Genomic DNA, 13,368 nt, shown 5'->3' with positions numbered 1-13,368 from the left:
TAAGATGCAAGTCAGTCCTTATCTGTTTCTCTATGGCCGTTGTGAAGAGGCTATCGACTTTTACCTGCAGGCGACCGGGGGAGAATTGCTGGCTAAAATGAAATTCGGTGATATGCCAGATCAAGGCGAACAGGTCGGCGATCAGTCTGCGCCGCCGTTGCCACCAGAGAAGATTATGCATGCCCAACTGCGTATTGGTGAGGGTGAGCTGATGTTAAGTGATGGCAACACGGATCAGCCGCCAGCCTCTGAACATGCTGGTTACGCGGTCAGCCTTTCAACCACCGATATCGATAAGGGTAAAGCCTGGTTTGAGAAACTGTCGGCAGGCGGTAAGGTGACGACGCCGTGGCAGGAGACGTTCTGGTCGAACGGATTTGCGATGTTTATTGATAAGTTTGGCATTCCGTGGCGCATCAATGTCGAGAAGCCGGAGTAGAACCAGAAGTAAGAGCAGCCAACAGCAGATGCCAGCGTTTACCTGATTAGCCTGCATCCGAAAGTGCTGGCCTGAGGCTTTAAGCCCGCAGCCAGCTTTTCGCGTAACGGGCGGTTATTCCAGCCGCCCGTTTTCATCAAAAGTTATAACCCGCCACCAGGTAGTAACCCCAGCCAGTAGATTTCACTTCAAACGGACCTTTGCCGAAGTTCAGCTCCTGACCATCCGCCCACTGTCCGCCGTTGTGGAAGTAACGCGCCACCGCAGAGAAGTGCCAGTGATCGTAACCCAGTGACAGAATGTGACTGGAGGCGATGGAGTTACTGGTGCGTGATGAACCGCCTTTCTCGTTGAGATCGGAACCCCAGTCGAAGTTAGTAAAGCCCACATAGCCCAGATTACCGCCCCACAGCGTGGTGATTGGCACGAAATATTTCACCTTGAAGCGGTAGCCATCCCAGCTGTTTTCGTTCGCCGCACCGTAGTTTTCCCACTGATATTTGGCGTAAACGTTCAGCGACAGGCCGACGTCGCTGTGCGTATCAATATCGGTGCCCAGACCCATATACCAGGTGTTCTGGCGGTTATCGCTGTTGCGGCCCATGTCGTAGATGTAGTTGTTGGCGAAATACCACTCTTTGAACGGGCCAAACGCCAGGCTGGTGCCGGTCAGTTTGTCGATAGAGAAGCGTGGCTCAATCTCCATAAACATCGGTGAACCGTGGTCGAACACGCCATTGGCATTGCTGTTGCCCGCGCCGAAGAAGTTAGGTACGTCGAGATAGCCGTAGAAATCGAACCAGTCTTTCTTCGCAAACGCTTCATATTCAAGATAAACGTCGTTGTTAAACTGCGGTCCGAAACGCGTGTGGTAGCTGCCTACCACGTTTACGCTCTGATGCCACCAGTCTGAGAGATACTGCGGATCGCTTTCAGCAGCCTGCGCAGCACCACTCAATGAACATGCCAGCACGGCACCTGCTACCAACGTTTTAAATTTCATTATTATCAGCCACATGCTTTTGACCGCCGCACAGCAGACGCAGTCAGGGAGAAATCGGTCCCTTGATGGGAATGAGGGTTTCACAGCAAATAACAGCCCGTTATTCAGCCCGCGTAGCGTGCCTGTAACAGATCGATAGAAAATAGATTTTGCTCACGTTTGTCAAAAAGTGTTGCATCACAATTCAGCTAAAATGTGATGCGCTTCACAATAATGGCTGGGATCGAACGGAACCAGGCAACCGTTTACGTTGTCTGGTTCGTCATCAAACGGGCGGGATCAGGGAAGGGTAACGCGAACCTGCAAACCACAAATAGTCCCCTGTGGCGTCAGACAATTGGAAAGAGCAACGTGAATCTGATGCTTCTGTGCGACGTTGCGCACGATGGATAACCCCAGCCCGCTGCCCTGGGCTTTAACGTCAGGCGAACGGGTAAAACGGTCAAACGCGCGTTCGATAAAGGATTCCGGCATGCCTGGCCCGTTATCGACAATATCGACCACGGTTTTACCTGCGACCCGATGCAGCAGCACATCGACCAGGCTGCCTTCCGGCGTGTGCAACATGGCGTTGCCAATCAGGTTGTCGAACAGGCTGCGCAACTCGGAGCGGCTGGCCTGCAGACGGTACTGTGTCGAGCCATTGAAGCCGATATCGATGCCGCGTTTATCCGCCACCACCATCAGCTGCTCAATGCTCTCTTTCAGTAGATCTTCCAGTTCAATATGCTCAACGCTGGCCACCACGCTCTGGTCATCCTGCCGTGAGACATTGAGTAACTGCGTGACCAAATGACGGGTGCGCGTGACGCCCGCTTCCAGCTGGCTGAACTGCCGACTCGCTTCACCTGGCTGGATATGCTGACGCAGATTTTCCAGCTGCAACGTCACCGCCGTCACGGGCGTGCGCAGCTCATGCGCGGCATCTTCCAGGAACTGACGCTGTGATGACCAGGCCTCACGCAGCTTACTCAGCAGTGAGTTGTAGGCGGCCACCAGCGGCAGGATCTCATCCGGCAAGCCTTCGGGTGAGACATTGTGCGGATGATGCGTCTCCTGCGCTGCAATCTGACGCGAAGCGACCTGCAGATCCCGGGTGATCTTGCGCACCACCAGCCAGATCACCAGCAGTGACAGCGGCATCATCAGGATCATCGGAATGATTGCTGACAGCGCCCGTTTGACCATTGAGGCTTTCATGTAGCTGAGGTTGTGCATCACCTGAATCGTTTTGATCTCGCTGCCAGGTAAGCCGGGCCGGGTATAGATGCGCCATTCACAGTCGTCGCACTGACCCACATGCACGTCGCGATAACCGCGCTGATTTTGCAGCGGGGCCTGCAGCTCCGGCCATGAGCTGGCACGTAACTGACCCTTAACGTCCCACAACTGCACCACAAAGGCGCTTTTCGCCTTGTCAGGCGCGATAAGCATCGGCATCAGGGCAGGCATCTGTTTATTGGTGGACCAGGCATCAGCGATTTTCGCCAACTGATCGTCCTTCATTGTGCCGACCATATCGCCGTAACAGCTAAAGAAATACCAGGTGACGCCGCCGATCATCAGCAGATGAATAATCAGCAGCGTAGAGAGTAATTTGTTGCGTAATGAGCGCATAAAGGTAAAGGGTTTCATATTGCCGGAACCCGCCAGCCCAGCCCGCGCACGTTGCGGATCACGTCGTTATCCAGCTTGCGACGCATCCCATGAATCAGAACATCCACCGCGTTGCTGCTGACTTCATCGCCCCAGCCATAGATGCGGTTTTCCAGTTGCTCACGCGACAGAATTGCCCCCGGCCGCTCCAGTAAGGCGTAGAGCAGGGCATATTCCCGCGCCGTAAGCTGCTCGCGCTGGCCTTTGTAGAGCACTTCACGGGTCATCATATCCAGCTGGACATCGCCGCTGCCCAGCACCGAGTCTGCTGCGCCGTGGCTGCGTCGGGTAATGGCACGCATCCGGGCCATGACTTCCTGGAGATCGAACGGTTTAAGCAGGTAGTCGTCCGCACCACTGTCGAGTCCCTGTATCCGCTGCGCCACCGTGTCGCGTGCAGTAAGAATCAGGACCGGGGTCGCGTCGCCGCGTGCGCGTGCGCGACGCAGAACCTGCAGGCCATCATCGCGGGGTAAGCCGAGATCGAGCAGCACGCAGCTGTAGCCGCCTTCATTCCAGGCATTCCGGGCATAGACGCCATCGCGCACCCAATCCACCGACCAGCCCGCGCCCTGCAGTGCCTGCTGCAGGTTCGCGCCGATCATTTCATCATCTTCAACCAGTAACACGCGCATGGCTGATCTCCTTCGTAAAGATAAGAGAGAGTTTACTCACCAATTGTTAGGCCAGAATTATCCGCCTTCATACTTCGCGCTGTGGCGGCGTTGGCTGTTTTGCTCGCCGCTGTCACGGCCTTGTGTCAGCTTCTGAGGATCCGCGCATACAGCATGAATTATTTTGGCGGACAATCGTCATAGCTTGCTCTGAAATGGCTCTTATCGCCCCATTCCAGCCGTTGCTAATTCTGCGCTAATTTTCTGCTAATTAAGGGATAAATTTAGGCAGGTAGAGTGGCTCCACTGCACATCAGCATCAACAGGAGGAACCATGAATCAGCGCGAGTTTATTCGGAGTTTGCTGGACTGGATAGAGAACAACTTAGGACACGATCTGCATCTGGATGAGGTGGCGCGCCGCTCGGGCTATTCGCGCTGGCATCTGCAACGCCTGTTTCGTCAACACACCGGCTTTTCACTGGCAGAATATATCCGTCAGCGCCGCTTAACCGAGTCTGCGCTCACCTTGTTAAGCAGCAATGAAGCGATACTGCAGGTGGCGATGAACTACGGTTTCGATACCCAGCAGGCCTATACCCGCACCTTTAAAAACTATTTCATGATGACGCCGGGCCAGCTACGCCGTCAGCGTCGCGTCGAGCCGGATCGGCTGCTGTTTCCGCTGGCGATGGCCAGCTGATGCCTGATAAGACCTTCCCGTCACAGCCTGCGGACGGGAAGGTCGGCCCGCGCTCTGCGTCTCTCTCCTCCTGCTCTTCACCTCACCTCACCTGTTTTGACCCCGCCCGGACGTGTTAGGTTGTTGCCAGCATCCCTTTTACTGTCGGAGTCGGGAAACATGGAAAACGGCGCGAATTTAACCGCCATGTTGGTATTTGCACGGGTGGTGGAATTACAGAGTTTCAGTGAGGCGGCACGCGTGCTCGGCTGGTCCAAATCCCATGTCAGCCGGGAGATCGCCCGGCTGGAGCTAAGGCTCGGTATCCGGCTGCTCCAGCGCACCACCCGGCGGCTGGCGCTGACTGAGTTGGGCCAGGCGTACTATCCCTACTGTGTGCGGATGCTGGCTGAAGTGCAGCGCGCCGACGCCTTTGTGCAGCAACTGCATCAGCAGCCCGCCGGCCATGTCAGGCTACAGGCTCCGGTCACCTTTGGCGGCCAGTGCGTGGTCCCTGTCCTTAATCGTTTTCTGCGGCGCCATCTGCATATCAACGTCGATCTCGATCTTACCGATCGCAATCATGATCGGCTGGACGAACAGGTGGATCTGGCGATTGTGATTCGATCCCGAGCGCCGCAGCACGGCAATTTCCGGGCCCTGAGCGATATCGAATGGGGACTCTATGCGGCGCCGGCTTACCTGTCACAGCGACCCGCTATTACCCATCCTGAGATGTTGCCGCGCCACGATCTGCTGCTGTTCCATGGTCCGGCACACACCGCCGCGCTGCCGTTCCGCCGTGATAAACAGCGGCTGGCACTGGACGTGCGCAGCCGCTTTCGTGCGAACAACAGTATGGCGTTGCTTAATGCGGCACTGGCAGGGAGCGGCATCGCCTATCTGCCTTCTTATATGGCGCAGGAGGCGATGACGCGCGGTGATATTCAGCAACTGCTGCCGGAGTGGCAGATGGATCGTCTGCAAAGCTACCTGCTGCTGCACGACAAGCCTGAAACGGCGTCGCCGGTGACGCTGCTGTGCGATGCACTGGTGGCGGCGCTGAATCCAGTCTGATTGTTGCTCACTGACAACAATCTGCGCCACAGAGTAACTATTCCATCGTGACTGTTGTTACTTCGCCACGCCGGTTAGCCTGTATCCCTGATCTTTTACCGGACATCACCATGCAACAGTCATCCGAAACCGCAGAGTTTCAGCACTGGAGGCGTAACTTAGCGGTCTGCGTCGTCGGCTCTTTTACCACTATCGTAGCGATGACGCTGCTGCTGCCGTTTCTGCCGCTCTATGTGCAGCAACTGGGCGTTGAGCAGCCCGCCGCCATCGCCCGCTGGTCCGGCCTTGCCTATGGCGCGACTTTTTTCAGCGCCGCGCTGACGGCTCCGCTGTGGGGCAGGCTGGCTGACCGTTATGGTCGTAAGCTGATGCTGATTCGGGCCAGTCTCGGGATGGCGATTGCGATGTCGCTGATAGGCATGGCCACCGCGCCGTGGCAACTGGTGGCGCTGCGCCTGCTGGCGGGGCTGCTGGGCGGCTACGCGTCGGGATCGACCATTCTGGTGGCGGCGCAAACACCAAAAGCGCAGACCGGCTGGGCGCTGGGCATGTTGTCCTCCGGCATTATGGCGGGCAACGTGGTCGGGCCGCTGCTGGGTGGTGTGCTACCGCCGCTGATCGGTATTCGACAGACATTCTGGCTGACCGGCGCGGTGATTTTTCTTGCCTTCCTCGCCACCACCTTTTTACTTCAAGAGCAGCCGCGTGTTGCCACGATGTCGCGCGCCAGCCAGCAACAGCATTCCGCAGACCAGCCGGTCAATCACACGCTGGTGCGGCTGATGTGGCTCTCTGGCATGTTGCTGATCTTCGCCAGCATGTCGATTGAGCCGATTATTACGCTTTACGTCGGCGAGTTTGTGCAGGGCGACCATCAGGTCACCCTGATGGCCGGACTGGTGATGTCCGTTGCGGCGCTGGGCACGGTCCTGGCGGCTCCCCGACTGGGTCGGCTGGCCGATCGGGTCGGTCACGGGCGGGTGCTGACCGGTGGTTTACTGGTGAGCGGGCTGCTGCTGATTCCCCAGGCATTTATCACAGCGGCCTGGCAACTGGTGCTGTTGCGTTTTCTGATGGGAATGGCGCTGGGCGGTTTGATGCCGTGCATCACGGCGATCATTCGTCATAACGTGCCGGGTTCACAGGTCGGTCGGATGCTGGGATATTCGACGTCGGCGCAATATATCGGCCAGGTCAGCGGCCCGCTGTTCGGTGGGCTGGTCGGCGGCGCGTTCGGGATGCGTCCGGTATTTCTGGCAACCTGCGTAGTGATGCTATTTTGCGCGTGGCTCAACTGGCGCGGGATGAAAAAGTAGCGCGATCAAAAAAGGCGGACCCGAGTCCGCCTTAGGTTACTTACAGATGCGTGAATTACTTCTGGTCTGGCAGCGCGTAGGCAATGACATAATCGCCCAGTTTGGTACCAAACGATCCGTGACCACCCGCCGCGATGACAACGTACTGCTTGCCATCCACTTCATAGGTCATCGGTGTCGCCTGGCCGCCGGCTGGCAGACGTGCCTGCCATAACAGCTCGCCGGTATCGGTGCTGTAAGCACGCAGGTAGTTATCTGCGGTCGCACCAATGAAGAACACCTTACCCGCGGTGGTGACAGGGCCACCCAGCATCGGCATACCCATTTTGAACGGCAGCGGAACCGGTGCGCTATCGCGAACGGTACCGATACGCTGTTTCCACACCACGTTGTTGGTCTTCAGATCCACCGCGGAGATGTAACCCCAGGCAGGCTGTTTACATGGCAGACCAAACGGTGACAGGAACGGGTTCAGCTCGACGCCATACGGCACGCCATACTGTGGCTGAATACCGGTTTCCGTACCTGAACCACCCTCAGCACCTTTCGGCGGCTCAATCGGGTTGCCCGTGCCACGTGGGATCAGCTTAGAGACAAACGGCAGCGCCATCGGGTTTGCAATCGCGATCTGACGATGAGGATCGACAGCGATGCCGCCCCATTCGAACATACCGAGATTACCCGGGAACACCAGTGTACCTTGCTCAGATGGCGGGGTGAACGGACCTTCATAGCGCAGGCGCTTGAAGATCACGCGGCACACCAGTTGGTCAAACATCGTCGCGCCCCACATATCCTTGTCCGTGAGATTCTGCTCAGGACGGAAGGTCAGCTCAGAGTAGGGCTGAGTGGCGGCAACGTGATCGCCTTTCGCGGCACCCTGTGGCACTGGCGTTTCTGGCGCAGGCACCACAGGTTTGCCGGTGCGGCGATCCAGTACAAAGATGTTGCCGGTTTTCGCTGGCGCATAGACAACCGGTACGGTGTTGCCATCTTTGTCGGTGATGTCAGCCAGCGTCGGCTGCGACGGCAGATCCATATCCCACAGGTCGTGATGCACCGTCTGATAAGACCAGACCAGCTTACCGGTGGTGGCATTCAGGGCCAGTACGCTGCTTGCATAACGCTCCTGCTCTGGTGTGCGGTTGCCGCCCCAGATATCCGGTGTGGTCACGCCCATTGGCAGGTAAACGGTATCCAGTTTTGGATCGTATACTGCCGGTGCCCATGAGTTCGGCGAGTTCATGGTGAAGGTGTGTTCATCAGCCGGAATGGCATTAGGATCTTTCGCGCCGGGATCGAACACCCACAGCAGTTTGCCGGTATTTACATCAAAGCCACGAATCACGCCTGACGGCTCGCGGGTTGAATAGTTATCGGTAACCGCACCCGCCATCACGATGGTGGTGTTGGTAATCACCGGCGGTGAGGTCGGCTCATACTGACCTGCAGTAGTCACAGGCTGTTTGTGTTGCAGATCCAGCTCGCCATTGACGCCAAATGCCGGGCAACGTTCGCCGGTCTCTGCGTCCAGGGCAAACAGTCGACCATCGTTGACCGGCAGATAGATACGACGTGAGCAGAGAGCAGGCTGACTGTTTGCCGCATCGGCCGCTGCCGGCACTTCGTGGTAAGAAACACCGCGACAGGTGACATGCTGGAACGTCGGGTTGACCTTCATGCCCGGATCAAACTTCCACTTCTGCTTACCCGTAGCCGCATCCAGTGCAAACAGGATCTGATGTGGCGAACAGAGGTAAAGCGTATCGCGGATTTTAATCGGCGTGACTTCGTCGGTGATTTCACCCGGATCGTTAGGGGTTTTCATGTCACCAGTCTGGAATTGCCAGGCAACCTGCAACTCTTTCACATTCTGGTGGTTAATCTGCTTTAGCGGAGAGAAGCGGGTTCCCTGCTGATCGCGCGCATAAGCGGGCCAGTCAGCATCCGGGATGTCGCTCAGTGGCGCAGCCTGCGGGGCGTTGTCAGCCGTTTCGGGTACTGAACCGTTTTTCACCTGCGGATCGTTAAATACTGCATAGGTCAGCACAATGGCACTGGCAATCAGTGCTACAGCCATGCTACCCAGCGCGATTTTGCTGCCCACGTTGAAGCTGCGATAAACAAACGGCAGGATCAGCCAGACACCGAAGATCACCAGCACATCGGTGCGCGGTGCCAGTGCCCAGAAGTCGGTACCCACTTCCCATACACCCCATATCAGGGTGCCGATCAGCAGCAGCGCATAGAGAACCAGCGCGGTGCTTTTACGCCGGGAAAGCAGATAAGCGGTGATAAGCATAACCACACCGCCGAAAACGTAATACCTGGAACCACCAATAGCGGCTAACCAGCCGCCGCCAATCAGCATAAACGCGCCCATCAGTACTGTGAACAGTACTGTCAGGAAACGAATTACGCCAAACGATGAGGAGTTTTTCCCCATAATATCGACCTCGTTTCGTTGCCATAAAACACACGAAAACAGCCAGATAGGCTGTTTTCAGTTATCAAGTACAAATGATTAAGGGTGTTCTTGAGTATCTCTTCCGTTAAGACAGATAGTCCCTTTGTGTTAAATGTTATAGCAAAATTAGATCGAGGTTTGATTTTTTTAGCTTAAAGCGCTTAACAACTGGAGTAATACGACATTTTATAAGGGATTAAAGGACGTTAAGCGCACCGCCGTGTGCCCTTAACGTCGGAAGGCAGAATTTGTGAATCAACAGCTAATAAGATCGCCATCCGAGCGTTGCTGTTGCCAGCCGGTGATATTTATCTCACCAAACTGCTCAGCGGTTAAAGGCGGCGTATGACTTCTTACGATTACTTCTGCACCTTTTTCACGAAAGGTCGCCATAAAAAAAGGGAAGGTAAATTTTTCATAATTATCATTAAAGAACGATTCGGTTAAAACAATTCCTGAGAAAGGAAAGGATTCCAGCAGTCGCCAGTCGGCACCTGGCGGCGCAAAATCATAAAGCCAGAAATCAAATTTCTTTGTTAATTCAAGCAGTGACGTACTGTGTGCAGCCAGACTGGAATAATTAATCCCAACACGGATACGCGCATTCTGTAAATGCGACCAGGCGTCCGGAACCGCGATCATTCCACGTAATCGAATATCTTCAACCGGAATAATCATTAATGCTGCTTCAGTAGCAATTTGGTTGTGCAATGAAATGATGTTGTTTGTATTAAGTATATTACCGCTATCGGGGTTTTGCTGAAGATAAGGCACGCTATAGCAAATGCCAGTGACATTACGCTTAACATGATGGATGGGTTCAGTAACATAGGGGTTATATAAACTGTTTTTCATTATCTCTGTGAAATGCAATAAAAAAGGATTTGTTGATAATTAATCATATAAAAAGTCGCATTTTTTTAAACGCGTGAATAAATATAGATCATCTGCTTAATTCAAAGCATCCTTTTGTTGCCTGAGAAAGTAAATAAACCTATTAGCAAAGAGAAGATAATTACTTTGGCATCTGATAATGTGCTGAAATATATTCAATGCCAGGGACCAATAGGCTGGTAATAATCAGGAGGGGGCTGAGACGCCTTCGCCGGACAGGGGGACGGTTTGTCGTACAGGGAGGCAGGGCGGGAGCCGCAGGTATTCTGGTCTCAATCAGTCTGTTAACGTAGAGTCATCAACAATCACACCAATAACACCGCGCAACGACGCGGGTTTCCTCACCTGATTTGGGATAAGACATGGGATTTATGGCATCGACGGCGGAAGAGTCGCTGTGGCGACATCGGACATTTGTCGCCTTCTGGCTGGCGCGTACCTGCTCATCATTTGGTTTTCAGATGTTCTCGGTGGCGATCAGCTGGCAGATCTATGCGTTGACCAACAGCGCAATGGCGTTAGGGATGATTGGCCTGATGCAGTTTCTGCCGTCAGTATTGCTGGCGCTGCCTGCGGGTCATCTGGCAGATCAATATGACCGGCGGCGCATTGTGCTGTTGGGTCAGTTGGTGGAATTTGCCGCACTGCTGGCATTAGCGGTGCTTACCTTATTCCATCACGCCGATAAGACCGCCCTGTGGGGGCTGGTGTTTATGATTGCGGTGGCGAAGGCGCTGGAGTGGCCCGCGATGTCCTCGATGTTGCCGTCGCTGGTGCCGCCCTCAATTCTGGCGCGTGCCATGGCGATGAATTCGGTGGGCGGTCAGGCGGCGGTGATTGTCGGGCCGACGATGGGCGGGCTGCTTTACGTCGCCGGACCGCATGTAGTGTATGGCGTTTCCGGGCTGTTTTATTTGATTTCGCTGACGCTGGTGAGTCTGCTGCGCTATGCGCGACCGGTGCAGACCCGACTGCCAATGAGCATGAAAAATCTGTTTGCCGGGATTCACTTTATCCGCGAGCGCAAAGATGTGCTTGGCGTGATTTCGCTTGATCTGTTCGCGGTGTTGTTGGGCGGCGCGACGGCGCTGCTGCCGATTTTTGCCAAAGATATTCTGCATACCGGGCCGTGGGGATTGGGGATGCTGCGCGGCGCCCCGTCGGTAGGTGCATTGCTGGTGGGCGTGTGGCTGAGCCGTCACAAGCTGGAAAAGCATGTCGGGATGATTATGTTCGGGGCGGTGGCGGGCTTTGGCGTTGCCACGCTGGTGTTCGCGCTCTCCACGCAGCTATGGCTGTCGCTGGTGGCGCTCTGTGCGCTGGGTGGCTTTGATATGGTGAGTATGGTGATTCGGGGTGCGCTGGTGCAGCTGGATACACCGGATACCCTGCGCGGGCGGGTGAATGCGGTTAACGCTATTTTTATTAATACGTCGAATCAGCTGGGTGAGTTTGAGTCGGGGCTGCTGGCGGCCTGGCTGGGCGCGGCGCCTGCGGCGGCAATTGGCGGCATCGGCACGCTGGTTGTGGTGGCGATGTGGATGAAGTTGTTTCCGCATCTGCGGCGGCGTCAGAAACTGGAGAATGAGGTTGATGTGGTTTAGAACTGGCGTTGGGGTTGGTTGGGGCGAACGGGTCTGAACCTGGAGCAGGCTCAGAGGCATTCGCCTTTCGCAAAGACGCAAAATCGCCCTCTAAGGCAAGGCTTAGCGCGGGCGATTACGCACCTCATCCCTGAGGTGCGCCCGTAGCCGGGCCAACGTTGCTTTGCGCCAGGCGTATGTACCCCTCGCTTTGAGTAGGTAAGCGACCGGAACCTGCGGAGCGGTGGGTTAGGGAGCGGTTATTGAGTGGGCGCTGGAATAGGTTTCCCGAGCCAGCGTAACATTAATATTGAAACTGGCCCGAAGGCCAGTTCAGGAAGCGACCAGTCATACTGCCATTTTAATCCCGGCGTCGGCAGGGGAGGCCGACCCACAGGCTGGAGCCATCAGGCCCCGGTTTTTCCCAGGTTGGCGTCAAATGTTAGCCAGCTTTCACGCATGTCCACTACGCTGCGGGTTTTGCGCGCCTCATCGATTTTAATGGCGGTGAGGCCCGCTTCCAGCGCGTCCACTACTGAAACTTTCAGCGGTGTTCCCTGATTAATATGTTTAACGATCTCTTCTGCCATCAGCGCATCTGCGCCGTAATGGCCGTCATAAGCATTACCGCTGTAGGCGGTATCGACCTCTTTCTCACCGCTACGCGCGTTATGTACGCGGAAGTAGTTACGCACGAAGTCGCCTTCCGCCATGCCGTCGGTGCCCATCACACAGAAACGGCGGAACTCATCTGGCACATTCAGGTTGGCGTGGAAGGCGAGCGTCGCGCCGGCCTCGTACTCAATCAGGGCTGTCTGGTAGTCGACAATATCGGCATCGCTGTCGAACACCGCATCGGTGCTCGACCAGCCGCTGGGTTTTACATGATAGAGCTCTGAGTCAGCGGTAATAGCACCCTGCGGCGCATGAGCGGGGGTAAAGGATTTTCGGCCACCAAAGCTTGCGACGCGGATCGGGCGCTGTTGTAACAGGCCCTGATAGAGATCAATGTCGTGGCAGCACTTTTCCAGAATGTAGGGACCGGCATATTTCTCCAGACGTCGCCAGTCGCGCTGGAAGAACGCGCCGTGATAAGGCTTGATATGTTCTGTCGCCTCAATCGAGGTGATCTCACCCAGTTGGCCAGCATCGCGCGCCGCCAGCAGATCGTGATAAAGCGGTGAATAGCGTAGCACCAGACCGACCAGAATGCGTGCCTCGCCATACTGACGCACCAGCTTCGCCATCTCCATGGTCTGCTCTTCATTGATCACCACCGGCTTTTCGGTAAACACCGTGTAACCCGCCGCCAGCGCCTGACCTACATGCTCCAGATGCAGAAAGTTGGGTGATCCAACCAGCACCACATCCATGCCGCCCTGCTCCAGCAGGGCGTCGATGGATGCAAAGGCGTGGCCGGGGGCGATACCAAAGCTGTGCAGATTAGGCAGTCCGGCTGGGGCCGGGTCGTAATAACCCACTACCGAGAAGGCGTCGTCGGCGTTGCTGAACTCTTTGATCACGTGGGACAGACGAAAGCCGAGACCGATAATGCCTACTTTCATGTTAAACCCCTGCTCCTGAAATCGGATGATGCATAGCCCGCCGGTGATCGGACACGGCTGTTGATAATCTGA

At 55.7% G+C, this 13,368-nt stretch carries 11 protein-coding genes; 5 read left to right on the top strand and 6 right to left on the bottom strand.

The genetic code is table 11. From position 1 onward, the window contains the following. Nucleotides 1–4: 4 nt before the first annotated feature. Nucleotides 5–439 carry a VOC family metalloprotein YjdN gene (gene yjdN, locus WFO64_RS10455; protein ID WP_337011368.1) on the top strand — a complete coding sequence of 145 codons (435 nt, stop codon included), beginning with the start codon at nt 5–7 and terminating at the stop codon, nt 437–439. Nucleotides 440–575: 136 nt separating this feature from the next. Here yjdN and WFO64_RS10450 read toward each other — a convergent pair whose 3' ends face one another. From WFO64_RS10450 to WFO64_RS10440, 3 genes are all read right to left on the bottom strand, one after another. Further along, on the bottom strand, nt 576–1,442 hold the full coding sequence (locus WFO64_RS10450; RefSeq protein ID WP_337011366.1) for a nucleoside-specific channel-forming protein Tsx: 867 nt from the start codon (nt 1,440–1,442) through the stop codon (nt 576–578). Nucleotides 1,443–1,721: 279 nt separating this feature from the next. Then, on the bottom strand, nt 1,722–3,077 hold the full coding sequence (locus tag WFO64_RS10445) for a sensor histidine kinase (protein ID WP_337011364.1): 1,356 nt from the start codon (nt 3,075–3,077) through the stop codon (nt 1,722–1,724). Beyond that, complete coding sequence (locus tag WFO64_RS10440; RefSeq protein ID WP_337011362.1) at nt 3,074–3,733, bottom strand: response regulator; 660 nt, start codon at nt 3,731–3,733, stop codon at nt 3,074–3,076. The genes WFO64_RS10445 and WFO64_RS10440 overlap by 4 nt, the downstream gene beginning before the upstream one ends. Before the next feature lie 313 nt (nt 3,734–4,046). On the opposite strand from WFO64_RS10440, the gene WFO64_RS10435 reads away from it, so the two are divergent. From WFO64_RS10435 to WFO64_RS10425, 3 genes are all read left to right on the top strand, one after another. Then, nucleotides 4,047–4,415 (top strand): helix-turn-helix domain-containing protein, encoded by a 369-nt coding sequence (locus WFO64_RS10435; protein ID WP_003855685.1) that lies wholly within the window; start codon nt 4,047–4,049, stop codon nt 4,413–4,415. A 159-nt stretch (nt 4,416–4,574) separates the two neighbouring features. Then, nucleotides 4,575–5,471 carry a LysR family transcriptional regulator gene (locus WFO64_RS10430; RefSeq protein ID WP_337011360.1) on the top strand — a complete coding sequence of 299 codons (897 nt, stop codon included), beginning with the start codon at nt 4,575–4,577 and terminating at the stop codon, nt 5,469–5,471. Between the two features lie 110 nt (nt 5,472–5,581). Beyond that, nucleotides 5,582–6,787: an MFS transporter gene (locus tag WFO64_RS10425; protein ID WP_337011358.1), complete on the top strand. Its 1,206-nt coding sequence runs from the start codon at nt 5,582–5,584 to the stop codon at nt 6,785–6,787. Nucleotides 6,788–6,842: 55 nt separating this feature from the next. Here the strand turns inward: WFO64_RS10425 and WFO64_RS10420 are convergent, their stop codons facing one another. Both WFO64_RS10420 and WFO64_RS10415 read right to left on the bottom strand, forming a co-directional pair. Beyond that, nucleotides 6,843–9,233, bottom strand: a complete 2,391-nt coding sequence (locus tag WFO64_RS10420) for a glucose/quinate/shikimate family membrane-bound PQQ-dependent dehydrogenase (RefSeq protein ID WP_337011356.1) — start codon at nt 9,231–9,233, stop codon at nt 6,843–6,845. Between the two features lie 276 nt (nt 9,234–9,509). Next, on the bottom strand, nt 9,510–10,109 hold the full coding sequence (locus tag WFO64_RS10415; RefSeq protein ID WP_337011354.1) for a hypothetical protein: 600 nt from the start codon (nt 10,107–10,109) through the stop codon (nt 9,510–9,512). 401 nt (nt 10,110–10,510) lie between these two features. Here WFO64_RS10415 and WFO64_RS10410 point away from each other — a divergent pair, with 401 nt between their 5' ends. Next, complete coding sequence (locus WFO64_RS10410) at nt 10,511–11,752, top strand: MFS transporter (RefSeq protein ID WP_337011352.1); 1,242 nt, start codon at nt 10,511–10,513, stop codon at nt 11,750–11,752. A gap of 386 nt (nt 11,753–12,138) precedes the next feature. Here WFO64_RS10410 and WFO64_RS10405 read toward each other — a convergent pair whose 3' ends face one another. After that, on the bottom strand, nt 12,139–13,296 hold the full coding sequence (locus tag WFO64_RS10405) for a Gfo/Idh/MocA family protein (RefSeq protein ID WP_337011350.1): 1,158 nt from the start codon (nt 13,294–13,296) through the stop codon (nt 12,139–12,141). Between the last annotated feature and the right edge of the window lie 72 nt (nt 13,297–13,368).

The sequence above is a fragment of the Pantoea sp. AS142 genome (genome assembly GCF_037152305.1).
GTDB lineage: Bacteria > Pseudomonadota > Gammaproteobacteria > Enterobacterales > Enterobacteriaceae > Pantoea.
Note: the sequence above shows the minus strand (reverse complement) of the source record. Positions and strands in the feature narration are given on the sequence as shown.